Origin of the sequence: Bacillus sp. YC2 (genome assembly GCF_019891195.1) — a bacterium.
Classification (GTDB): Bacteria; Bacillota; Bacilli; order Bacillales; family Bacillaceae; genus Bacillus.
Genome location: NZ_JAHXDO010000006.1, coordinates 1 through 23,353, shown reverse-complemented (window position 1 = coordinate 23,353; position 23,353 = coordinate 1). Strand labels below are relative to the sequence as shown.

Below are 23,353 nucleotides of genomic sequence, written 5' to 3'. Positions count from 1 at the left end.
TTCATCACCCCACTTAAAGATCCCTTAATTGTTTTCTAAGAGCCTCTCTGCCTCTGTGTATCCTTGTCTTTACCGTGCCGACAGGGATATTCAGAATCTCGCCGATTTCAATTAATGAGAGTTCGTCAATATACTTTAATACAATAACCGTTCTGTACTTGTCAGGCAGCTTTAATATTTTTCTCTGGATCGTGTCTGACAGCTCCAATGACAGCACAGCGTCTTCAGGGAGCACACCGTCCGCGGCAATTTGCGAATACATCGTCAGGCCCTCTGCTCCCGCTACCTCTGCATCCAGATAATAATCAGGCTTTTTTTTACGAATGCGGTCAATAGTCAAATTGGTCGCAATTCTGTAAAGCCACGTTGAAAATTTCCGGTTTATATCGAAGCTGTCGATATTGACATACGCTCTGATAAACGCTTCCTGCGCAATATCCTCCGCTTCGTGAACATTGCCGAGCATGCGGTAGCATAGCTGATATATCTTGTCTTTGTACAGATCAACGATGTCTGCAAACGCATTTTGATCGCCTTTTTTGACTTGCTTGATTCTTTTTCTAATCATGTTTTCCATGTTTTATCTAACCTCTGCCCTTCACCGGTCTGTATGTATACGTCGTTTGTTTTAAAAGGTTTCATTTTTTTGATAAATTTATTTTACCAAATTTCAGGCAGGGTGTAGATGGAAAATACAGAATATACTGCCTTAACAGCAGCTTAAAAATAGTATATCCGATGAACAATCAGAAATCGAAGTAATTCTGCAATGAAAAAAAGACACCCTTTTCAACAAAAGGTGTCCGTGACTGGGCTAGCTGGATTCGAACCAACGCATGACGGAGTCAAAGTCCGTTGCCTTACCGCTTGGCTATAGCCCAATAATGGTGGAGGGGGGCAGATTCGAACTGCCGAACCCTGAGGGAGCGGATTTACAGTCCGCCGCGTTTAGCCACTTCGCTACCCCTCCGTATTCTATTTGAAAAACAGTGCCGGCCAGAGGACTTGAACCCCCAACCTACTGATTACAAGTCAGTTGCTCTACCAATTGAGCTAGGCCGGCAAATATGGTGGAGGATGACGGGCTCGAACCGCCGACCCTCTGCTTGTAAGGCAGATGCTCTCCCAGCTGAGCTAATCCTCCATATGACCCGTACGGGATTCGAACCCGTGTTACCGCCGTGAAAGGGCGGTGTCTTAACCGCTTGACCAACGGGCCGTTAAGTCTGCTTCGAGCTGACAAAAGTTATTATATACAGGTTGTACCCCATTTGTAAAGAGGAATTTTATTTTTTTTATTTTCAAACTTTTTTACCCGTTTTTTAACTGAAAAACTCTTCTCTCTCCTCCCATTTATTTTATGATAGATCTATCACAGCATATTGGAGGAATCAATTCAGATGATCTTAGTCAGCTCTTGTCTCGGCGGCATTGAATGCAGATATAACGGCTCTCACGCCGCATCCAAAAAAATCCGCAGGCTTGTGGAAGCAAAGAAAGCTGTTATGGTTTGTCCCGAACTTCTGGGCGGCTTCACCACTCCCCGCGAACCGGCGGAAATTATCGGCGGCACAGGCGAAGACGTGCTGAACGGCACGGCAAAAATCGTAACCGCATCAGGCGAAGACGTAACAGCTTTATATATGGACGGCGCGGCCAAAACATTAGCGTACGCAAAAGAAATAGGGGCCGACACGGTCATTCTAAAAGAAAACAGCCCGTCCTGCGGCAGCAGCTTCATCTATGACGGTACATTCTCAGGCCAAAAAATAATCGGCGACGGCATCACTTCCGCCCTTTTAAAACAGGCAGGCTGCCGCGTTATATCAGAAAATGAGCTTGATCAATTGTAATAAAGGAGAGATCTGCCTTGGACGTAACTCTGTCCTTCTATAAACCGGAACACTTAGACGACCTGAACGGTTTCGTCCTGAATGAAGAAGATAAGAAATTTTCCGCTCTCCCGCGGGATGTCCTGACACAAGCCATCGTCATCCGGGACCGTTATCCGGCAGTCATTTTAAACGGCGACCGTCCCGTCGGCTTTTTTATTTTACATACATCCAAAGAGACCCTATCCCCGTATTCTAACAATGCTTTTGCCATTTTGCTGAGCGCTCTGTCCTTACACGCGCCGCATCAAGGAAAAGGCTATGCCAAACAAGCTATGATGCAGCTTCCCGCTTTTGTCAAAAGCTATTTCCCGTGGTGTGATGAAATCGTGCTCGCTGTTAATCAATTCAATCTTCGTGCAAAACACCTTTACCAGACAACTGGCTTTATTGATAAAGGACGCCGCAAAATCGGCCCGATTGGAGAACAATACATTTTGCATCATTTTTTATGAAAGCGTTTGAAATTTTATTTCACAAAAAACCGATTTTTATTGAAACATTATGTCAAAAGCCCATATACTTCAAGTAATAAATACTTGGGAGGTAAACATATGACAGACCGGCTGAACATTCACAAACTGACGACAGAAACAAGAAATCCGCAAACCGCTTCTATCCATCAAGCAGACACAATGGAAATCCTTCAACTCATCAATCAAGAGGATTACAAAGTCGCAGAAGCCGTGCAGCAGGTTCTTCCGGATATCCAAGCCGCAGTCGAATTCGCGCATGAATCATTGCAGAAAAAGGGCAGGCTGATTTATGCGGGGGCAGGGACAAGCGGCAGACTCGGCGTATTAGATGCGGTTGAATGTCCGCCTACCTATAGCGTGAGCCCTGAGACAGTCATCGGTCTGATGGCCGGAGGAGCAGACGCCTTTTTGCGTGCTTCAGAAGGAATAGAAGACAGCGAAGAAGCCGGAGCTGACGATATAAAATCCATAGGTCTTACCGAAAACGACACGGTCATTGCCATTGCAGCAAGCGGGCGGACGCCGTATGCGGCAGGCGTACTGAAATACGCCAATACAATCGGCGCCAAAACCGTTGCACTGACATGCAACAAACATTCACTCATTGGCAATTATGCTGATCACAGCATCGAGGTCATCGTCGGCCCTGAAGTGATTACAGGCTCAACACGAATGAAAGCGGCAACAGCACATAAAATGATTTTGAACATGATTTCCACAGCCGTCATGGTGAAAAGCGGCAAAGTGTACGAGAACTTAATGGTGGACGTCCATGTCAGCAATGAAAAACTGAAAGAACGGGCGATCGGCATCATCCAAACGATAACGGGTGCCCCGTACGACACGGCAAAAGAAACACTCGAAACCGCCGATCTCCACGTCAAAACAGCGATTGTTATGCTGAAAACCAATTCGGATGAAAAACATGCCGCAGCATTGCTCAAAGAAGCAGGAGGCTTCATTGACAAAGCCATTGAGCACCATCATTCCATGTAAGGAGAGACGCAATTGGCCAACGGCGGATTATCAATTATTCAGGCAATGAAGCACAAGCTCCCCCCGTCAGAACGCAAGCTTGCCGACTATATTTTACAGCATCCCCATGAGACGGCCGATAGCACTGTCCATGACGTCAGCGCCTCTGCCGGCACAAGCGGAGCAGCCGTTATCAGGTTATGCAAATCACTCGGCTTAAAAGGATTTCAAGAGTTGAAAATGCGAATCGCAGGAGACTTGGCAAAGCCTTCAGCCCAAGGCTACAGAGACATTCAGCCGAATGAGCCGCTCAGTTCCATTTCTGAGAAAGCGGCAGGCAATGCCATCCAAGCCATCCAGGATACTGCCGGCATCACAGACTATAAAACACTCAAACAAGCGGTATCAGCACTATCACAAGCCCGCGCCGTCCACTTCATCGGCGCAGGCGCTTCAGGACTTGTCGCCCGGGATGCCCAGCAGAAATGGCTCCGCGTCAATAAACAAGCGACTGCTTTTTCCGACACGCATCTCGTCGCGTCATTAATCGCAAACGCCGGCAAACGGGATATTGTATTTGCCATATCATTTTCAGGAGAAACTCAGGAAATAATTAATCTCGTTTTATTGGCAAAACAAAAAGGCATACAAACCATAAGCCTGACAGCATTCAGCCAAAACGCAATCTCATCTCTAGCGGACATTTCTTTATATACCGCACACTCAAATGAAGCGCCTTTTCGCAGCGCCGCCACTTCTTCCCGGTTAGCCCAGCTTTTTATGATTGATATATTGTTTTTAGGCATGGCCTCGGAGGAATATGAGGAAACCATCGGATATATTGATAACACAAGAGAAGCCATCCGATTGATGAAACACACATAAAGAGGAGGGGTTTTGATGCGCAAAGACGAAGTTTACAATACGTTAGCCAGAGACATCTTAAAGCATTGCGGCGGGCCGTCTAATATTTCAAGCTTCACCCACTGTATGACACGTCTGAGGATTACGCCTTTTGACAAGGACCAAACAGACATTGAAGCGTTGAAACAGCTCGATGGCGTCATCGGCGTAGTGGAAGCCGAAACGCTTCAGATCATTCTCGGCGCAGGAGTCGTCAATCATGTCGCCGCCGCTTTCTCAAAACTTACGGCGGCAGAAAAAAACTTCGACTTAAAAGAAGCCGCCTCACAAAAAAAAGCAGATATCAATAGAAAAAACACGACACCGATTAAATTATTTCTAAGAAAAATATCCAGCATCTTCATCCCTCTCATTCCCGCACTCATTGCATCAGGCTTAATCACCGGCATCACAAAAGCCGTCATTCAGGCCGGCTGGCTCTCAAAAGAATCCCAAATCGCACTTATATTAACGGTTATCGGCTCAGGCTTATTCGCTTACCTCGGCGTCTTAGTCGGTATAAATGCCGCCAAAGAATTCGGAGGAACACCCGCGATGGGCGGATTGGCAGGCATTTTGATCCTTAATCCCGAAATCGCCAATATCAGTTTATTCGGAGAAAATCTCCTTCCTGGCAGGGGAGGGCTGATCGGCGTCCTTTTCGCAGCCATTTTTATCGCTTATACCGAACAATACATCAGGCGGTATATTCATCAATCGATCGACATCATCGTTACGCCTACCATATCTTTACTCATCACCGGATTGGTTACGTATGTCGTCTTTATTCCTGCAGGCGGTTTTATTTCCGATCTCATCACCTCAGGTTTATTGTCGCTGCTGCAATTGGGCGGTGTTATTTCGGGATTCGTATTAAGCGCCGCTTTCCTGCCCCTTGTCGTCACAGGCCTTCACCAAGGTTTGACCCCCGTGCATCTGGAATTAATCCGTTCCATCGGGGATGATCCGCTTCTCCCTATTCTCGCGATGGGAGGCGCAGGCCAAGTCGGCGCGGCCTTCGCCGTCTTCAAGAAAACAAAAAAAGCCTCACTGAAAAGAGCGATAGGAGGCGGACTGCCATCCGGCCTTCTGGGGATCGGAGAACCGCTTATTTTCGGCGTCACTCTCCCGCTCGGCCGGCCGTTTTTGACAGCATGTCTGGGTGCGGGGATTGGCGGGGCCTTCCAAGCCCATTTTCAAGTGGCGACATTCTCCATCGGCGTTTCCGGCCTCCCGCTCTCTTTTCTCGTTCACCCGTCACAAATCGCTATATATATCATCGGTCTGCTTATTTCCTACGCAGCAGGCTTCTTATTCACCTATGCTTTCGGATTTACAGATGACATGGCTGCTGAATTCGATTAAGCCGGGAGGGATCAATCTATGAAAACGATGGTAATCGCATTACTCACGGTCACGTTAAGCCTTTCTTTACTGCTGCCGCATAAAGCCTGCGCCCAATCCAAAACATACGATACAGCAAAGCTGAGAAAGGTTGATCAAATGATTGAAAAAGACATTGCCGCAGGATTTCCGGGAGCCGTTCTCGTTGTCGTAAAGGACGGACGGGTGATCAAAAAGAAAGCGTACGGCTACAGCAAAAAATATGACGGAGATACACTTTTACACCGGCCGGAAAAGATGAAAACAACAACAATGTTCGATTTAGCCTCCAATACGAAAATGTACGCCGCCAATTTCGCCTTACAGCGCCTGGTCAGCCAAGGAAAGCTAGATATCTATGAAAAGGTATCCGCTTATTTACCAGATTTCAAGGACAGAAAAGACGATCCGCTGAAAGGAAAAGACAGCATCCGCGTCATTGACGTCCTCCAGCATCAATCCGGGCTGCCATCGAGCTTTTATTTCTATCAGCCGGACACAGCGGGCCAATATTATTCTCAAGATCGAGAAAAAACGATTCGCTATCTCACACGCATACCTTTGGATTACAAACCGGGGACGAAACACGTGTACAGCGATATCGGCTATATGCTTCTCGGCTGCATCATTGAAAACATAACCGGAAAATCCCTTGATGTATATGCAGAACAAGAGCTTTACAAACCGTTGAAACTGACGCACACGCTGTTCAATCCGCTGCAAAAAGGCTTTAAGGCCAAATCGTTTGCGGCAACTGAACGTTTAGGCAACACAAGAGACGGGGTCATCCATTTCCCCAACATAAGGACTTATACGCTGCAAGGCGAGGTTCACGATGAAAAGGCATTTTACTCCATGGGGGGAGTTTCCGGGCATGCCGGGCTGTTCTCCCGAGCCGATGACATGGCCGTCCTGCTTCAAGTTATGCTGAACGGCGGCAGTTATAAGCACGCTTCACTCTTCACCAAACAAACCGCTGAACTGTTCACAACGGCTGCTTCCTCCGATCCGACATACGCTCTTGGCTGGCGGAAAAACGGCAGCCAAGACATGGAGTGGATGTTCGGCCCTTATGCCAGCAAGCAGGCTTACGGACACACGGGATGGACCGGCACAGTGACCATTATTGACCCGTCCTACAAACTGGGCATTGCACTGTTAACGAATAAAAAGCATTCACCCGTCGCCAATCCCGCTGAAAACCCGAATGTATTCGAAGGAGACCTGTTTCCAACCGGGAGCTACGGAAGTGTCATAAAAGCGATTTACGAAGCAATTGAATGACAACCTATGTCTTTTGTCCAAACTATGACGGCAGGAGGATACCATTATGAAACTTGTCATCTCAGCAGTATTACTGTTGTTTATTGTTTTCGGGACACATCAGGCCGCCACAAAGCAAGATATTCCATCGCAGGCGAAGCAAGCGGTAGCACGCATGACATTAGATGAGAAATTGGGGCAGATGCTCATGCCTGATTTTCGCAATTGGCAAAAAGATGGGCAGTCATCACCACAGGCATTTACCCAAATGAACAACGAAGTCGCAGGGCTTATTAAAAAATATCAATTCGGCGGAGTTATTTTATTTGCAGAAAATGTAAAAAACACAGAACAAACTGTCCGCCTGACAGATGCTTTTCAAAAGGCAAGCCCGAAAATTCCGCTTTTATTAAGCATTGATCAAGAAGGCGGAATCGTGACAAGACTTGGTGAGGGGACTCATTTCCCAGGCAATATGGCCCTCGGCGCTGCAAGAAAACCAGCTTACGCATCCCAGACAGGCGCCATCATCGGAAAAGAGCTTAAGGCCTTAGGCATTAATACAAATTTCGCACCCGTTCTGGACATTAATAACAATCCCGGCAATCCGGTCATCGGCGTCAGATCATTCAGTGCAAATCGGAATCTGACGGCGTCACTCGGCCTTGCCTCCATGAAAGCTCAGCAAAAACAGAATGTTGCCACAGCCGTCAAACATTTCCCGGGACATGGCGACACGGATGTCGACAGTCATTACGGCCTGCCGCTTGTTACCCACAGCCAAGAAAGGCTTCGTGAAATCGAGCTTTATCCTTTCCAGCAGGCAATCAAAGCCGGAGCCGACATGGTCATGACAGCGCACGTGCAATTTCCAGCGTTTGATGATACCACCTATAAAAGCAAACTGGACGGTTCAAATATCCTCGTACCCGCTACACTCTCAAAAAAAGTTATGACTCACCTTCTCCGTGAAGAAATGGGCTTTAACGGCGTCATCGTCACGGATGCATTAAATATGAAAGCAATCGCCGATCATTTCGGACAGGAAGAGGCGGTCGTCATGGCAATAAAAGCAGGGGTCGATATCGCCCTGATGCCTGCTCAGGTCACGTCACTGCAAACAGAAAAACGTTTTGAAGGCGTCCTTTCTGCTTTAAAAAAAGCGGTTCAAAAAGGTGATATCCCCCTTCAGCAAATTAACAAATCCGTTGAGCGTATCATTTCCCTGAAAATAAAGCGCGGCATTTATCCCGCACCGAAAGAAACAAGCCTGACAAAGAAAATCTCAAAAGCAAAGCAGACCGTCGGCAGCAAGAGCCATTTGAAGACAGAAAAAAAGATTGCTGAAAAAGCAGTGACCGTCTTAAAAAACGAGGACCGGACACTTCCGTTCAAGCCGAAAAAAAACAGCCGCGTCCTCATTGCCGCACCTTATGAAGACCAAACAGCATCAATGGAAGAAACCGTACGGCAGCTCATCAAAGAAAAAAAGATCAAGCCGGTAACCATCAGCAAAATAAACTTTGCGGAGCGCACCTTTAATGACGAAGATAAAGAGAAAGCGGCCAATGCTGATTACATGATTACAGGCTCATATGTCGTAAAAAATGACCCTGTCGTTAACGACGGCATCATCGATGATTCCGTGACAGATCCCGGGAAATGGACGACGGCTTTCCCTCGGGCACTGATGAAAGCAGCACAATCTTATCAAAAACCCTTTGTGCTGGTGAGCCTGCGAAATCCGTACGACGCCGCCAATTTTGAAGAAGCAAAAGCTCTCATCGCCGTCTACGGTTTCAAGGGATATGCGGACGGACAATACCTCCAGCCAAACATACCGGCCGGCATCGAAGCAATATTCGGGCAGACAAAACCGAAAGGCTTGCTGCCGGCGGATATCCCTTCCGTCACCCATCCCGGAAAGACGCTGTACCCATTTGGATACGGTCTCAACATCAAAACAGGAAAACCGCTTTAAACAGGAGGGCTTATGATGAAAAAACAAACGGCTGCGCTTCTCGCCGGATTACTCGTCATCGGCGCCATGACGGCAGTCTCGGCTTCTTCCGATACAGACATCCGAATCGCCAAGAAAGCGAAAGTACAAACAGGCATCGACCGCTTGCTGAAAGACTATAAAAAACAGCTGAAAGGGAAAAGAATCGGACTGATTACCAATCCGACCGGTGTAAACTCATCAATGAAAAGCAGTGTTGACGTGCTTTACGAGGCACCGGACATTCACCTGACAGCATTATTCGGTCCGGAACACGGCGTTCGCGGCGACGCTCAAGCCGGAGACAAGGTCACATCATATATTGACGAAAAAACAGGCCTTCCCGTCTACAGTCTATACGGAGACACGAAAAAACCGACGCACGAGATGCTGAAAGATACAGATGTTCTGATCTTTGATATTCAAGACGTCGGCACACGGTACTACACCTACATTTATACAATGGCTTATGCGATGGAAGCCGCCAAGGAAAAAGGCATTCCTTTCTTCGTCTTAGACCGGCCCAATCCCCAAGGCGGACGAAGCCCTGACGGCCCGGTTCTTGAGCCCGATTACGCTTCCTTTGTCGGACTGTACCCGATTGCAATGAAGCACGGGATGACCATCGGTGAGCTTGCTCTATTATTCAATCGGGAATTTCAAATTGGGGCCGACCTCACCGTAGTGAAAATGAAGCATTGGAAACGGACGATGACAATTGAAGACACCGGTCTGCCTTTTGTCCTGCCGTCGCCTAACATTCCGACTCCGGACAGCATATTCGCATACTCCGCAACAGGCTTAATTGAAGGCACAAATGTATCAGAAGGAAGAGGCACGACGAAGCCGTTTGAATTCATCGGCGCGCCTTACATGAAAAGCACCGAGCTTGAGGAACGCCTTAACAGCCTCAAGCTCCCTGGTGTCACATTCAGAGCCGCTTCATTTATCCCGAGCTTCTCAAAGCATCAAGGCAAGCTATGCCACGGAGTACAATTATATGTGACGAACAGAAACACATTCGAAGCAGCCAAAACAGGCCTCTCAATTATTAAAACGATCCACAGCCTATATCCGAATGACTTTTCATTCCTGGCGACAGGATCTTTCGACAAATTAATCGGCAACGGCTGGGTGCGCAAAAAAATAGAAAACGGTGCTTCTATTGAAGAAATAATGAATACGTATCAACGCCGCCTCGACCAATTCAAGCTCGTGAGAAAGCAATACCTCATTTACTGACAATATTCGTGTTACACGTGAAACGTTTTTCGACGCTTTTCTCCTCCCCACTTTTTATAGGAAAACATTCATTTATTTGGTACAATTTAATTGATAATTATTATCATTTGAATGAATGTTTCCTAAAAAGGTGGTCTCTTATGCAAAACGCATTGTTCTTTCAGCCAATTGACTTTATCTCCATTAAAAAAACCGCAGAACTCCTGTCAGAGCATCAGCTTACCGATTCTCCGGTACTGATTTTTCATCTAAAAGGCAAAGGGCGTATTGATATTGGAACAGACAGCTTCCCTCTGCAGAAAGAAACGCTCTACATCTGTCCTGCTGAAGAGACATTCAGTATCGAGCCGGCGCCGTCAAGCTCTATCCATCTGTACATTGTCAGGCTCCGCGCCTTCTCTTATTCAAAAGACGACAGAGCCATGCTTCCCCGAATCGGCGAAGACATCTTTCACGGTCTGCAGCAAATGAATATACAAACGGTTGAAAATCTGACAAGCCGGCTTCAGTCACTGGCTGAAAATGCCCAATCGTCTGACACACTTATGAAAATGAAATATACAGCTGATTTTCAGCAGCTTATGTACGACCTCTATTCGGCAAATGTATGCCATCAAAACAATACAAAGGCAGCGATTGAACAGACAAAGCAATTTATAAAGGCTCAATCAGACACGAAAATAACACTCACCCAGCTTGCCCAAATGGCCGGAATCAGTGCTAAACATTACAGTGAAACCTTTAAAAAGCTATATGGGAAAAGCGTGACAGAATACATAACAGACATCCGCATAACAAATGCAAAAAAACTGATGGCCAAAGCAAACTGCAAATTAAGAGAAATCGCTCATCAAACCGGCTACCAGGACGAATTTTATTTCAGCCGCATATTCAAAAAGCACACCGGCAGCTCACCTACAAGTTATATGAAAAAAAGGCGCACAAAGATGGCGGCATACGGGAAAGAAATGATAGGACATCTGATTCCGCTCCACCATATTCCTTACGCGGCGGCGCTTCACCCGAAATGGACAGCCTATTATTACAAGCAATTTGCTCCCGATATTCCAATTCATCTCAGCGCTTACCGTTCAAATGCGAACTGGGAAGAGAATCTGCAAATGCTGGCTCAAGCGGCCCCCGACGTCATTTTAAGTATGGATTCGGTCAGTAAGGAAGAAAAAAATCGTTTACATAAAATAACCGACGTTTTTTATCTTCCGTCACAAGAAAATTGGAGAACGCAATTTTTGCTTACGGCTGCATACTTAAACGAGGAGAAGGAAGCACAGCATTGGCTGGAGATGTATCAAAGCCTGGTACATTCTGCGAAGGAATCTCTGGTGAACCAGCAAAAGCATCGTTTCTTATTTATCCGCCTTTATAAGGAAGATTTTTATCTTGCGCATAACAAAAGCATTCAAGATGTCTTTTTCGGAGATTTGGCCTTCCATTCTGCAAAACCGGAGCATATCGCCGCAGACCAAAAGATTTCATTCAACATGCTGACGGATTGCCAAGCTGACTGTCTCATGCTCTTTATCTGTAAAGAACCGGAGACGCTTGACTATTTTCAGCGCATTCAGCAGACCGAGGAATGGCAGAGCCTTAGAGCCGTCCGCGATAAACGGGTGTTTCCCGTTTCATCAGACCCATGGGGTGAATATTCCCCAAGCGGCCATCAGCGGATCATTCAGCAAACCATTTCCATTTTTTCCGAAGATCGTCCATGGTAATACCGGAAATTGTCCATGGTCTTCTGCCTGTTCATTCTCTATAATTCCAATTGATAATAGTTATCAATTGAACAGGAGGAACAATAGATGAAAAAATTCGCATTTGCTTTCATGATTTTGCTTTTAGCTTTCACGGCCGCGGCTTGCGGCAGCTCAGAGACATCTGATACAGCAAGTAAAGGAAAGAGCGCTTCTTCAGATAAAAAGAAAATTGAGTACCTCGGAAAAACATATGAGGTGAAAGCGCCAACCGATAAACTCGCCATTACAGGCAGTGTGGAATCAATGGAAGACGCCAAATTGCTTGACGTCCATCCGGCAGGAGCCATTTCATTCTCAGGCAAATTCCCTGATTTATTTAAAGACATCACAGACAAATCCGTATCCACAGGAGAAAAGATGCAGCCGAATATGGAGAAAATTCTCGAGCTGCAGCCTGATGTCATTCTGGCATCCACAAAGTTCCCGGAAAAAACGTTAAAAAAATTGAGCAGCACTGCTGAGACCATCCCTGTCTCTCATATCTCATCAAACTGGAAAGACAATATGATGCTGCTCGCCCAGCTCACGGGTAAAGAGAAAAAAGCGAAACAGATCATTGCCGATTATGAGCAGGATCTGAAACAGACAAAAACAAAAATCAATAACAAAGCGAAAAAATCAAACGCGCTGGTCATCAGAATCAGACAAGGCAATATCTATATTTATCCGGAACAAGTATATTTCAACTCTACACTATACGGTGATTTAGGCCTGAAGGCGCCCGCCGAAGTAAAAGCGGCAAAAGCGCAGGAACTCATTTCTCTGGAAAAATTAAGCGAGATGAATCCCGACCATATCTTTGTACAATTTTCAGATGATGAGAACGCAGATAAGCCGGATGCTTTAAAAGACTTAGAGAAAAACCCGATCTGGAAAAGCCTGAAGGCGGTCAAAGACGACCATGTATACGTTAATACGATTGATCCTTTAGCCCAAGGCGGAACGGCTTGGAGTAAAATCCGCTTCTTAAAAGTCGCGGCTGATAAATTGACTCAAGACTAATAAAAGAGTAGGTTTTTCACATGTATTCAAAACGGCGGACACACATGATTTTAATCGCTGCTCCGTTTGCCATTGTTCTGTCATTGCTGCTTTCCGTTTTATATGGCGCTAAGCAGCTTGACGCTCATACGGTATTTTCCGCATTGCTTCATTTTAATCCGGAAAATACCGATCATCAGATCATATGGCATTCAAGAATCCCAAGGGCGGCCGGCGCTATGTTTATCGGCGCGGCCCTTGCTGTTTCCGGAGCGCTCATGCAGGGAATCACACGGAACTATTTAGCGTCGCCTTCGATTATGGGTGTATCGGACGGTTCCGCTTTCATCATTACGCTTTGCATGGTTTTGCTCCCTCAATCAACATCCATTGAAATGATCATATACTCGTTCATCGGCTCTGCATTTGGCGCCGCCCTGGTTTTCGGGCTGGCCTCCATTCTTCCCGGCGGCTTTACCCCGGTGCAGCTTGCAATCATCGGAACGGTGACAAGTATGCTTCTCAGCAGTCTATCGGCTGCGCTTTCTATCTATTTTCAAATCTCGCAGGATCTCAGTTTCTGGTACAGCGCAAGACTCCATCAAATGAATCCTGATTTTTTGAAACTGGCCATCCCGTTTTTTGTAATAGGAATCATCGCTGCAATGATTCTAAGCAAAAAAGTCACCGCTGTATCATTAGGAGACGACATTTCAAAAAGTCTGGGGCAGCAGAAAAGAACCATCAAACTCATCGCTATGACAGCCGTTGTGATATTAACCGGAAGCTCTGTGGCGCTTGCCGGAAAAATAGCCTTTGTCGGATTGGTCGTCCCGCACATCACACGATTTCTTGTCGGGTCGGATTACAGCCGGCTGATTCCTTGTTCCTGCATCATCGGCGGGGTTTTCCTGACACTTTGCGATCTTGCCAGCCGATTTATTAATTATCCGTTTGAGACACCGATCGAAGTCGTCACATCCATCGTCGGCGTTCCTTTCTTTCTTTATCTGATTAAAAGAAAAGGAGGGGATCAGCGTGGTTCGTAAAATGGCCGGAATCTATATGATCCTGATCGCTTTGATTCTGCTTGTAAGCTATGTCAGCATGACAAGCGGTTCCTTTTCCGTAAAGCCGGGAGAACTGCTCAGTACGCTCTTTCATATACATCCTAATCCGCAATATGAAATTTTGCTGTTTCAGCTGAGGCTGCCCCGCATCGTTATGGCCGCCGCCGTCGGACTCGGATTGGGAATAGCCGGAGCCGTCATCCAAGCCGTCACCAAAAACGGACTTGCAGATCCGGGCATACTGGGTATTAACGCAGGAGCCGGAGCGGGCATTGTTGCATTTATGCTGCTGTTTCAGGGACAATCCGAAGCGACAGCACTGGCATCCGCGATGGGTATGCCTTTTTTCGGTCTCATCGGCGGACTGATGGCGGCAGTTTTCATTTATATTTTCGCTTGGCACAGAGGCCATCTGGAATCCGGGAGAATCATTCTCGTCGGGATCGCCATGAATTCTGGATTCAGCGCGCTGTCTTTATTTTTATCGTTAAAAATGGACCCGCAAGATTATGAGATGGCGATGGTCTGGAAAAACGGCAGCATCTGGTCGGCGAACTGGATGACAATTACGGCGATTCTGCCGTGGCTGATTGTATTCATTCCTTTACTGATCACAAAATCTTCATTGCTGGATACCATCCGTTTTGACGAAGACACAGTAAAAAGCCTCGGTGTTTCAACGAATAAAGAAAAAACGATTTTACTGGTTGCCTGCATCGCCCTTATCAGCGCGTGCGTTTCCGCAGCAGGCAGCATGGGATTTGTCGGGCTGATCGCGCCTCATATTTCCCGCAGGCTTGCCGGTATTGAGCACCGATATTCATTACCCGTCAGCGGCTTGATCGGCATGCTTCTCGTCATATCCGCCGACTTTGCGGGTAAACTGTTCTTCCAGCCGTCAGAGGTTCCCGCAGGTATTATTCTCGCCATCCTGGGCGTTCCTTATTTCTTCTATCTGCTGTTTAAGCAAAAGAAGGGGATGAACGCATGAGAGGCACGTTCACGGAACAGCATATAAATGGAAGTAAATGCACAGTGTATCTCCCGCCTTCCTATTCGGCTCATACGGAGGCTTTCCCTTGTGTATACGTACTGGATGGGGGTTCTTTGTTTTTAGAGCAGATTGATTTTCTCGAAACACAATTTGCACAAGGAAAACTGCCCGAACTCATCTTTGCAGGGATTGAGCCGGATAATAGACTGGATGAGTACACACCATGGCCTGCGCCATCCCTCAGCCCCGATTACCAAGACTTCGGCGGCAAAGGGGAGCTTTATCTATATGATTTGATACATCATTTCATCCCAAAGGCTGAAGAGAATTGGAACATATCCAAAAACCCCAGTACAAGAGGTTTAATCGGCGCTTCGTTAGGCGGGCTGTTTTCCATGTACGCCTTTTTAGAAAAACCTGACGTATTCGGCAGAATCGGCTGTATTTCCGGGTCCTTCTGGTATGAAAAATCGGCAGGCTACGTCCGCTCCGCATCTTTGCAGCCAAAACAGCAGCGTATTTATATGTCTGTCGGCAGCCGCGAAGCAGAACATAAAAACAACATCCAAAACACGATGGTCAAGCGGAACATAGATGTTCATGAAAGCCTTAAAAACAAAGGCTTCTCCTCATCTCAGCTCTCGTTCACTATCGAAAAAGATGCCGTGCACCATCAAGAAGCTTTTATCAAGCAATTCGATTCAGCCTTAAACTGGCTATACGGAAAAAACCGCTCACGTGGCTGAGCGGTTTTTTTCATACTTAATGACGACCGGCTTCAATTCAAATCGTTTCAGCAAAAAGCCGAAGAAAGCGGCAAGGATTTGCTGAAAAAGCATCCCAATGACGACCGGAACCGCCACTTGTGATGGAAAAAAAGAAACGGCAAGAACGGCGCCCGCGCTGATATTGCGCATACCTCCCGTATAAATCAGCGATACGATTTCATCCTGGCTCCGCTTCATCAGCCTTCCGATCAGCCAAGCAACCGCATAGCCCGTCATCGCGATAAAAAATACCATTGCCGCGATGCCAGCGAATCTTGCATCCACATGCTGTACATACGGCGCGATTTCTGAACTGTTAATCGCAATGACAATCATCAGACAGATTTTAGAAAAGGGAGACAGCGTCCGGCTTACCGCTTGCGTTCTGGCCGGCGAAGAAAACTGGTTGACAAGCATACCCAAAATAGAAGGGATGACCACCATCTCCACCAGCCCTTTCATCATTCCCCACACATCCATTTGGACATTTGCCCCGGCCAATACAGAAAGGCTTAACGGAACGATAAAAGGAGAAAGCACGGTATCAACAAGAATAATGGAAAGCGTTAATCCGACATTCCCCTTATACATCGCAGCCCAAATCAAACTCGTAATTCCGGTTGGAATCACCACGCCCATAATAAGCCCCGTCGTGGTTAAAGGATCGCCGCTGAATATCAGATGGCCGCTTCCCCATGCAAAAACCGGCATGAAGATATGCAAAACAAATAAAGCCATAATCATAGGGAGCGGCTGCTCAATACTGCGTTTCAGCGATTGGAAATTGGCGCTCAAGCTGCCCGTAAACGTAATAAACGCGAAAATCCACGGCACAGCGCCGCCCATCCAGCTGATGTGCTGCGATAACAGCACACCTGCCGCTACACTTGAAGGAGTTAAAAGCGGCATAATCCTCCCCAACACTTGATTCATCTTCTGAAGCAACATCATATGCAAGTCTCCCATATACGGTTTTCAAGTCTCATCCATTATAACAATGCAATCCGGCAAATTTAACCGAAAAAAAGCCCGGATATATTCATCCGGACTTCACAAATTCTATGCCATTTGTTTCATTATATCTTGGCTTTTCTGATTTAAACCCTTTAATTCTGCTTCAATTCCTTGTTCTTTACATTTGGCGACAATTTTTTCAAGAGCGGCTGCTCCGGAATCGTCCCAGACATGAGCATCGGTTAAATCTATAACAATCCGCTCGACATCGTCATGATACACGATCGCATTTGTCAGCTCAGTCACAGAAGCAAAAAAGATTTGCCCCGTTACCTTATATGTTCTGACGCTTTTATGCTCGGATTGTGACACAATCGTCAGCTTTGAAATTTTAGCCGTAAAAAAGACTGCGCTTAATAACACGCCGGCAAAAACGCCTTTTGATAAATCATTTGTAAGGACGACTGTAACGACGGTAATCACCATAACGATCGAATCAGTCAGCGGCGCTTTCCGCAAACCTTTAATAGATGACCAATCAAACGTGCCGATTGACACCATAATCATCACAGCCACCAGTGCCGCCATCGGAATCTTCACGACAATACTGCTTAAAACGGCAATTAAAAACATCAAAAACGCTCCCGCGACAAAAGCTGATAACCGCCCGCGGCCGCCGGCTTTCGTATTGATGACAGACTGTCCGATCATCGCGCATCCGGCCATTCCGCCGAAAAACCCGGTCACAATATTGGCGATCCCTTGTCCGCGGCTTTCTTTGTTTTTGTCACTGTCTGTATCAGTCATTTCGTCAATAATTTGAGCCGTCAGCAATGACTCCAGCAAACCGACCAATGCAAGCGCTAAGGAATACGGGAAAATAATCCGCAATGTCTCAAACGTCCACGGAACATCCGGAATCAAGAAATGCGGCAGTGAACTCGTAATGCCGCCCATGTCGCCGACAGTCCGAACGTCCGCATGAAAGACAACCGCAATGACCGTCATGACAACAATGGCCACCAGCGGAGACGGAACAGCTGTCGTAAGCTTCGGCAGAAGATAGATGATAGCAAGCGATCCGGCAAGCATGGCGTACATCATCCATGAAGCTCCGGCAAACTGCGGAAGCTGTGCAGAAAAAATTAAAATCGCCAATGCATTCACAAATCCGATCATGACCGAACGCGGAATAAACTTCATTAGCCTTGCAATCTTACTGACACCTAATATAAATTGAATAACACCTGTCAAAATCGTGGCGGCAAATAAATACTGCAGCCCGTGATCTGCCACCAATGTCACCATCACAACCGCCATAGACCCCGTAGCGGCCGAAATCATTCCCGGTCTGCCGCCGAAGATAGAAATAATAATAGCGATACAAAATGATGCATAAAGGCCAATCATGGGATCGACTCCCGCAATAATCGAAAAACCGATCGCTTCGGGAATTAAAGCCAAAGCAACCAAAATACCGGCCAGGATATCTTTACGGACATTCCCGAACCACTGCTGTTTTAACGTTAAACCATTCAAATCATAACGACTCCTTTTACATATAAAAATCCGCACCATATCAGTTGGAAGAATTGGTTTTCATCGGACGGAACAAAGAAGGCTGCTTACGAAGAACCGGAGGAAACGCTCAGAGTATTATGGGTTGAGGAAAGGAATAGTTATACAAAGAGTATCATATTAAATTTTAAAGAAATGTGCAAGGCCAAAAGAAAACGGCTCAAATCGAGGGGGAAAATGAGCCGTTTTGAAGATCTTCTTTTATAGCAGCTCCGGATCAGACACAAGAATGGTCTTAATTGCGCTGATATCGGTTCTTTCTTTTGTAACCGGATCAATGCCCATCAAGTTCTCAATGGCTTGTTCAAAATTCTCCAATTCTACCTTTTCAGTGATCAAATCATAGAGCTGAGGGAGATCGGAGGCACATGATAACGCAGCCTCCATAATCTGCCGCGCTTCACCCGTTCCGACAATCGTCACGCCGTTGGAGAGCAGCTGATACGGTCTGACCTTCATCTCATACGTATCATCAAAGCCCATAGGGACAAGTCTTCCGCCTTTTTCTATTAAAGGATAAGCCCAATCAAGCTGATTCCCGATTGCATCAAAAATGACATCAAATTTTCTTCCTTGGTTAATTCGCTTTACTTCCTCGACTGTCAAGGCTTCAGGGTGATAGACATAATCGGATATACGGCTGGCCGCCTCACTCCGAAAGCTGCCTATTTCCGTCGCAACCGTCAGCCTTGCCAGTTTTTTCACCATCATCTGCACAAGCAGGCCGATTGTGCCTGATCCCAATACCAATACGGAATCCTCCGGCTGGATTGAGGCCTTGTCCACAACATTCAGCACGCAAGAAAGAGGTTCAACCAATGTGGCCCGCTCCCATTCCATTGAATCAGGAATTTTATACATGAACCGATCTTCTCCCACATAATACTCCGCAAACGTTCCGTGCGCGCCAATCCCAAGCTGCCAATCCTCAAAGGTTTCACAATAACAGGTCAGCCCTTTTCGGCAATAATAACACTTTCCGCAAAATTGCGTAGGATCAATCACAACGCGGTCTCCGACTTGTACATTTGTGACATCTTCACCGACATCCACGACTGATCCGACTGATTCATGCCCCATAATCATATGATGGGTCGCATTCATTTTTCCTTTTAAAACATTCAAATCAGTACCGCAGATGCCGGTGCCGAAAATTTTCACTTTGACATCATTGGATTTCCGAATCTGAGGCTCGTCCACCTCTTGATATTCAAGTTTATCGTTAGGAGTCCAGACCAACGCCTTCATATCTCTCTTCCTTTCTGCCCCAGCGGATTTGGTCTAACAGCTTTTGATGAAGCTCCTTCGTAGATGCCGCAATACATGATTGCTGATTTTGATAACTTAAATCTGTGAGAAGCGTATTGTCCAAAGACTGGCCATAAGCATCAGTAATGACCACGCCCGCCTTTTTCGCTAAGAATACGCTCGCAGCGATATCATAAGGGAATAAGTGCAAAACCTGTCCGTTCCCGACCTGCTGAAAATCAGACAGCAGTTTCGGGTCATCTTTGAGCAGGCGGTTGCCGATATCAACATAAGCATCCATCTGCCCTGTGATAATTCTGGAAATCGAATAAGAAGCGCTATTGAAAACAAAGACGCCTCCATTATTCGCAGATTGGTCAATCAAGTGTCCGTATGCATCAGTCATGAGATGCGCCGGATGTCCGTTAAATTCAAGGCTCCAGAACATATTTTTTATGTCTTGCACCCCGCTCAAATTCGGTAATTCTCCTTGATAACCTTCAAATTGGATAGCGTCACTATAAATATCACCGTACATATAAGCGCCGGATTTAAGCTCAAGCAAAAAAGCAAATTCAATATCCTTTATTTTTGCGTCCTGCTTATACGAAGCCAATGCAATCGAAATACATGACATTTCAAGCCCCGCAGCAGCCGGCCGCGTTCCGTCTATAGGATCTACAATCAAAATATACTGCGGATTTTCTCCAAACAGCTTCAGCCCGCCATCCTCTGTGTAAAAAGCGATCGGATGTTCCTGCTTCTGAATATAGTCGAGAACCGCATCCTCGGCGGCGGCATCAATGTTAAACTGTGCGTCGCCTCCCGGAGAGTACCCGTTAACCAACCGATTTTTCAGTGTGCCTTTTTGATTTTTCACCTTTTGATAAACGAATTTCCCAAGTTCAATAATATAGTCCCTCACTTGATTTCCTCCAATAGCTTGCGGAGTCTGAAGCAGAGCACCTCAGCCTCACTAAGTGTAATGGTTAAAGGCGGACGGATTTTAAATACATTTCCGAACCCGTATCGGGACGTCCGGAGAATTAACCCGTGATCCATCCCCCGTTTCGCGATATAATTGGTCAGCTCTACATCCGGCTCATTGTTTTCTTTTACAATCTCAACGCCAATCATCAGGCCGACGCCTCTTACATCAGAAATAAAAGCAAAATCCTCTTTCATCGTTTCTAAGCGATCCATAATATAGTTTCCGACAGTCGTCACATTCTCTAAAAAGCCGGGGCGCTGCATAATGTCAATGGTTTTACATGCAGCAGCTGATGCCATCACATTCGAACCGTAAGTAAAGGAATGAGTGTAACCAGGCAGTCCTGTATACTTTTCTTCTGTCAAAGTGGCGGCGACTTGGAAGCCCGTTCCTCCCAGCCCTTTTGCCACAGTCATCATATTAGGTTTTACATCAAAGTGATCGGCAGCAAACATCTTTCCGGTCCGGCCGAAACCAGTTTGAATTTCATCAAAGATCAGAGTGATATCATGCTCATCGCAAAGCTTTCTCAGCTGCTTAAAATATTCCTTAGGCGGAACGACATTTCCTCCGTTTCCGGAGATCGGTTCAACAATCATAGCGGCAATTTTTCCATTGCTCGCATACTCAATAAAATCATTAATTCTTTCTACGCACAGCATGCCGCATGTGTCTGGCTTTTGATTATAAAAACAGCGATTGCAATACGGGTCGGGAACTTGCAAACCAAAAGAAATTTGAGGCGGGAACGGTTCTTTTCGAAATGAATTACCGGATAAAGCAGACGTCATGTAAGTTTGTCCGAGGTGGCTTCTAAATAGGGAGATAACATCAGTTTTTCCGGAATAGTACTGAGCCATTTTAATAGCTCCTTCATTCGCGCCGGAACCGCTGCTGACTTTAGGGTGTACTTTTGTGAGATTATCAGGGGTGATTTCTACAAGTTTTTCAGCCAGTTTGTTAACTGCGTCTGTTTGAAAGGAAGATGTGACATGGATCAGCTTATCTGCCTGATCTTTAACAGTATCAATGACTTCTTTGTTTCCATAACCTAAATTCAAGTTAAATGTAGCGGAAGCACAATCAATATATTCATTTCCCTCTTGATCGTACAGGTAAATCCCTTCTCCTCGCTCCATTACTACATCATCAACACTGTAATACAAGCTGTCTGGATTCGTGATTTCCTTCGTTCCCACACTACCACCCCTATTAAATTATTAGAAATTCGCTTTTTATCGTATAAATTATTGAAATTAATGTCAACGCAGTTTTTGTAAAATATGTTAACATTTTGTTAACGTTATCATTAGGGGTGTGCGGGGAAAAGTTATGTGATATAGTAACAATAATTGGGTTTAATGTAAAAAAATCTATCGTCACTTCTATCATATTCGCTAAAATACTATTCACATCATGTCATAACTAGTAGAGGGAAATATTATTTTACCAATAAGGAGATAAAATGATGAAAACTCGTCTGCTGTGGATTGGCTGTTTTTCTTATGGATCAATTGCTTTTACACTCGTTATTCTTGGAGCCGTACTGCCTGAGTTACTCACACATTATTCACAGAGTTACAGTAATGGCGGAGTATTAGTGTTCTCTCAGTTCATGGGTTTCCTAATCGGTGTCCTCGGAATGCCTTACATGGTGAAAAAGCTGGGGCGTAAAAACGTCGTTATCTTTGGCCTGGCGCTGATCAGCTGCGAAATCGTTATATCCTTTCTCCCCCCTTGGCCTTTACTCTTTCTTCTTGTGAGCATAGCAGGACTGGGCGCAGGCTTAGTAGAATCCTGTGTAGGCACCATCATCCTCACCGCTATTAAAGAAAGACAAGCCGTGGCCATGAGCAAGATGGAGGTTGCCTATGGACTGGGCGCGCTGTTTATGCCTCTGCTGTCAGGCTTTCTTATCAACAGCCACATGTGGACATTAGCATTTTCGGTATTAGGGTTAAGCAGTTTGGCACTTTTGGTTGCTTGGAAACAAATGAGCTTCGGCAGTATTGATCAATTGCTCATACGTAAAGAAGACTCTCCGGGCACCGATAAAAAAGAAAGCCCAAGCTACCGGGCTCATGGATTGCTGTTTATTTCGATGGCAGCCGCTTACTTCTTCTTCTACGGAGGCAGCGAAGTATCGATCGTGCATTTTATCCCCTCAATCTTCGCTGAGAAATGGGATATCCCTAACTCTTTGGCAACGATAACGGTAACAATTTATTGGACCGGCATGATCATCGGACGGTTACTAACAGGTCCGGTATCAGAAAAACTAACCTATCACAGGTTTCTCCGTCTCATAAGCATGGGCGGTCTGGCCGCACTTGCCGTATTGTCGTTAAGTAAAACCGTTTGGCTCGGTTTTGCTCTTTGTTTCTTCTTAGGTCTGTTCATGGCTGGTATGTTCGCAATCGCATTAATCATCACCAATCACTTTTACCCCGGAAAAACAGAACAAACCACCAGCATCCTGCTTGCTTCCAATGGACTGGGAGGATCAATTCTTCCGATTGCTGTCGGCTGGAGCTTAGATGAATATCCGGCACAAACAGCTTTCTGGCTGTTCACAGCATTGATGCTGATCATGCTCCTGATTGTATTCGGTTTAAGAATGCTCGAGACAATGAAATCAAACAGCCTAAGAAATCATAGCAGCAAAGCAAAGTCTATATAAACAAAAAAGCTAATGCTCTTTAAGAGAGCATTAGCTTTTACACATTAGGGATCTTTTCTAAAAGAAAAAACCCAGCTCATTCTGAGCTGGGTCAAAGATTGCTTGGCGGCGTCCTACTCTCACAGGGGGAAACCCCCGACTACCATCGGCGCTGAAGAGCTTAACTTCCGTGTTCGGCA

General features: G+C 46.0%; 20 protein-coding genes, 5 tRNA genes and 1 rRNA gene. 14 read left to right on the top strand and 12 right to left on the bottom strand.

Annotated features, from left to right (window positions below):
* Positions 1–13: 13 nt before the first annotated feature.
* From sigW to KY305_RS11445, 6 genes are all read right to left on the bottom strand, one after another.
* Positions 14–577 (bottom strand): RNA polymerase sigma factor SigW, encoded by a 564-nt coding sequence (gene sigW, locus KY305_RS11470; RefSeq protein ID WP_223062638.1) that lies wholly within the window; start codon positions 575–577, stop codon positions 14–16.
* 232 nt (positions 578–809) lie between these two features.
* Positions 810–881: transfer RNA gene (locus KY305_RS11465), tRNA-Gln, on the bottom strand.
* A gap of 4 nt (positions 882–885) precedes the next feature.
* A tRNA-Tyr gene (locus tag KY305_RS11460) sits at positions 886–970 on the bottom strand.
* 20 nt (positions 971–990) lie between these two features.
* Positions 991–1,063: transfer RNA gene (locus KY305_RS11455), tRNA-Thr, on the bottom strand.
* A 5-nt stretch (positions 1,064–1,068) separates the two neighbouring features.
* Positions 1,069–1,144: transfer RNA gene (locus tag KY305_RS11450), tRNA-Val, on the bottom strand.
* A 3-nt stretch (positions 1,145–1,147) separates the two neighbouring features.
* Positions 1,148–1,219, bottom strand: a tRNA-Glu gene (locus KY305_RS11445).
* A 181-nt stretch (positions 1,220–1,400) separates the two neighbouring features.
* Between KY305_RS11445 and KY305_RS11440 the strand changes: the two genes are divergently transcribed.
* From KY305_RS11440 to KY305_RS11380, 13 genes are all read left to right on the top strand, one after another.
* Positions 1,401–1,853: a 2-thiouracil desulfurase family protein gene (locus KY305_RS11440; protein ID WP_223062637.1), complete on the top strand. Its 453-nt coding sequence runs from the start codon at positions 1,401–1,403 to the stop codon at positions 1,851–1,853.
* A 17-nt stretch (positions 1,854–1,870) separates the two neighbouring features.
* Positions 1,871–2,347, top strand: a complete 477-nt coding sequence (locus tag KY305_RS11435; protein ID WP_223062636.1) for a GNAT family N-acetyltransferase — start codon at positions 1,871–1,873, stop codon at positions 2,345–2,347.
* Positions 2,348–2,446: 99 nt separating this feature from the next.
* Positions 2,447–3,364, top strand: a complete 918-nt coding sequence (gene murQ / locus KY305_RS11430; protein WP_223062635.1) for an N-acetylmuramic acid 6-phosphate etherase — start codon at positions 2,447–2,449, stop codon at positions 3,362–3,364.
* A gap of 12 nt (positions 3,365–3,376) precedes the next feature.
* Complete coding sequence (locus KY305_RS11425; RefSeq protein WP_223062634.1) at positions 3,377–4,228, top strand: MurR/RpiR family transcriptional regulator; 852 nt, start codon at positions 3,377–3,379, stop codon at positions 4,226–4,228.
* Between the two features lie 15 nt (positions 4,229–4,243).
* Positions 4,244–5,611 (top strand): PTS transporter subunit EIIC, encoded by a 1,368-nt coding sequence (locus KY305_RS11420; protein ID WP_223062633.1) that lies wholly within the window; start codon positions 4,244–4,246, stop codon positions 5,609–5,611.
* 18 nt (positions 5,612–5,629) lie between these two features.
* A complete protein-coding gene (gene pbp4b / locus KY305_RS11415; protein WP_223062632.1) occupies positions 5,630–6,913 on the top strand; it encodes a penicillin binding protein PBP4B in 1,284 nt (427 codons plus the stop codon).
* Between the two features lie 46 nt (positions 6,914–6,959).
* Positions 6,960–8,873 (top strand): glycoside hydrolase family 3 protein, encoded by a 1,914-nt coding sequence (locus KY305_RS11410; protein ID WP_223062631.1) that lies wholly within the window; start codon positions 6,960–6,962, stop codon positions 8,871–8,873.
* A 15-nt stretch (positions 8,874–8,888) separates the two neighbouring features.
* Complete coding sequence (locus KY305_RS11405) at positions 8,889–10,133, top strand: exo-beta-N-acetylmuramidase NamZ family protein (protein ID WP_223062782.1); 1,245 nt, start codon at positions 8,889–8,891, stop codon at positions 10,131–10,133.
* 140 nt (positions 10,134–10,273) lie between these two features.
* The gene (gene btr / locus KY305_RS11400; RefSeq protein ID WP_223062630.1) at positions 10,274–11,869 is read left to right on the top strand and encodes a bacillibactin transport transcriptional regulator Btr; all 1,596 of its coding nucleotides are present in this window, start codon (positions 10,274–10,276) and stop codon (positions 11,867–11,869) included.
* 87 nt (positions 11,870–11,956) lie between these two features.
* Positions 11,957–12,913 carry an iron-hydroxamate ABC transporter substrate-binding protein gene (locus KY305_RS11395; RefSeq protein ID WP_223062629.1) on the top strand — a complete coding sequence of 319 codons (957 nt, stop codon included), beginning with the start codon at positions 11,957–11,959 and terminating at the stop codon, positions 12,911–12,913.
* 20 nt (positions 12,914–12,933) lie between these two features.
* Entirely contained in the window at positions 12,934–13,941 is a 1,008-nt protein-coding gene (locus tag KY305_RS11390; protein WP_223062628.1) for a FecCD family ABC transporter permease, read from the top strand.
* Position 13,942: 1 nt separating this feature from the next.
* Complete coding sequence (gene feuC, locus KY305_RS11385) at positions 13,943–14,953, top strand: iron ABC transporter permease FeuC (RefSeq protein WP_223062781.1); 1,011 nt, start codon at positions 13,943–13,945, stop codon at positions 14,951–14,953.
* Entirely contained in the window at positions 14,950–15,702 is a 753-nt protein-coding gene (locus KY305_RS11380) for an alpha/beta hydrolase (RefSeq protein ID WP_223062627.1), read from the top strand. Before feuC ends, KY305_RS11380 begins: the two co-directional genes overlap by 4 nt.
* Here KY305_RS11380 and KY305_RS11375 read toward each other — a convergent pair.
* The 5 genes from KY305_RS11375 to KY305_RS11355 all read right to left on the bottom strand — a co-directional run bounded on the left by KY305_RS11375 (position 15,691) and on the right by KY305_RS11355 (position 21,693).
* Entirely contained in the window at positions 15,691–16,632 is a 942-nt protein-coding gene (locus KY305_RS11375; RefSeq protein ID WP_223062780.1) for a bile acid:sodium symporter family protein, read from the bottom strand. The genes KY305_RS11380 and KY305_RS11375 overlap by 12 nt on opposite strands.
* 150 nt (positions 16,633–16,782) lie before the next feature.
* Positions 16,783–18,255 (bottom strand): SulP family inorganic anion transporter, encoded by a 1,473-nt coding sequence (locus tag KY305_RS11370; protein ID WP_223062626.1) that lies wholly within the window; start codon positions 18,253–18,255, stop codon positions 16,783–16,785.
* A 201-nt stretch (positions 18,256–18,456) separates the two neighbouring features.
* On the bottom strand, positions 18,457–19,503 hold the full coding sequence (locus KY305_RS11365; RefSeq protein WP_223062625.1) for a zinc-dependent alcohol dehydrogenase: 1,047 nt from the start codon (positions 19,501–19,503) through the stop codon (positions 18,457–18,459).
* On the bottom strand, positions 19,478–20,428 hold the full coding sequence (locus tag KY305_RS11360) for an inositol monophosphatase family protein (protein ID WP_223062624.1): 951 nt from the start codon (positions 20,426–20,428) through the stop codon (positions 19,478–19,480). Before KY305_RS11360 ends, KY305_RS11365 begins: the two co-directional genes overlap by 26 nt.
* Positions 20,425–21,693, bottom strand: a complete 1,269-nt coding sequence (locus tag KY305_RS11355; protein ID WP_223062623.1) for an aspartate aminotransferase family protein — start codon at positions 21,691–21,693, stop codon at positions 20,425–20,427. The genes KY305_RS11360 and KY305_RS11355 overlap by 4 nt, the downstream gene beginning before the upstream one ends.
* A gap of 269 nt (positions 21,694–21,962) precedes the next feature.
* Between KY305_RS11355 and KY305_RS11350 the strand changes: the two genes are divergently transcribed.
* A complete protein-coding gene (locus KY305_RS11350; RefSeq protein ID WP_223062779.1) occupies positions 21,963–23,174 on the top strand; it encodes an MFS transporter in 1,212 nt (403 codons plus the stop codon).
* Positions 23,175–23,274: 100 nt separating this feature from the next.
* On the opposite strand, the gene rrf is transcribed toward KY305_RS11350, so the two are convergent.
* A 5S ribosomal RNA gene (gene rrf, locus KY305_RS20480) occupies positions 23,275–23,353 on the bottom strand; the annotation flags it as partial.

Bases quoted from the DNA above. Each gene is read 5' to 3' on its own strand.
- KY305_RS11370 (WP_223062626.1), bottom strand. From the start codon at position 18,255: ATGGTGCGGATTTTTATATGTAAAAGGAGTCGTTATGATTTGAATGGT.
- KY305_RS11395 (WP_223062629.1), top strand. From the start codon at position 11,957: ATGAAAAAATTCGCATTTGCTTTCATGATTTTGCTTTTAGCTTTCACG.
- pbp4b (WP_223062632.1), top strand. From the start codon at position 5,630: ATGAAAACGATGGTAATCGCATTACTCACGGTCACGTTAAGCCTTTCT.
- murQ (WP_223062635.1), top strand. From the start codon at position 2,447: ATGACAGACCGGCTGAACATTCACAAACTGACGACAGAAACAAGAAAT.
- sigW (WP_223062638.1), bottom strand. From the start codon at position 577: ATGGAAAACATGATTAGAAAAAGAATCAAGCAAGTCAAAAAAGGCGAT.
- KY305_RS11405 (WP_223062782.1), top strand. From the start codon at position 8,889: ATGAAAAAACAAACGGCTGCGCTTCTCGCCGGATTACTCGTCATCGGC.
- KY305_RS11390 (WP_223062628.1), top strand. From the start codon at position 12,934: ATGTATTCAAAACGGCGGACACACATGATTTTAATCGCTGCTCCGTTT.
- feuC (WP_223062781.1), top strand. From the start codon at position 13,943: ATGGCCGGAATCTATATGATCCTGATCGCTTTGATTCTGCTTGTAAGC.
- KY305_RS11365 (WP_223062625.1), bottom strand. From the start codon at position 19,503: ATGAAGGCGTTGGTCTGGACTCCTAACGATAAACTTGAATATCAAGAG.
- KY305_RS11420 (WP_223062633.1), top strand. From the start codon at position 4,244: ATGCGCAAAGACGAAGTTTACAATACGTTAGCCAGAGACATCTTAAAG.
- KY305_RS11350 (WP_223062779.1), top strand. From the start codon at position 21,963: ATGAAAACTCGTCTGCTGTGGATTGGCTGTTTTTCTTATGGATCAATT.
- KY305_RS11440 (WP_223062637.1), top strand. From the start codon at position 1,401: ATGATCTTAGTCAGCTCTTGTCTCGGCGGCATTGAATGCAGATATAAC.
- KY305_RS11375 (WP_223062780.1), bottom strand. From the start codon at position 16,632: ATGCCGCTTTTAACTCCTTCAAGTGTAGCGGCAGGTGTGCTGTTATCG.
- KY305_RS11410 (WP_223062631.1), top strand. From the start codon at position 6,960: ATGAAACTTGTCATCTCAGCAGTATTACTGTTGTTTATTGTTTTCGGG.
- KY305_RS11380 (WP_223062627.1), top strand. From the start codon at position 14,950: ATGAGAGGCACGTTCACGGAACAGCATATAAATGGAAGTAAATGCACA.
- btr (WP_223062630.1), top strand. From the start codon at position 10,274: ATGCAAAACGCATTGTTCTTTCAGCCAATTGACTTTATCTCCATTAAA.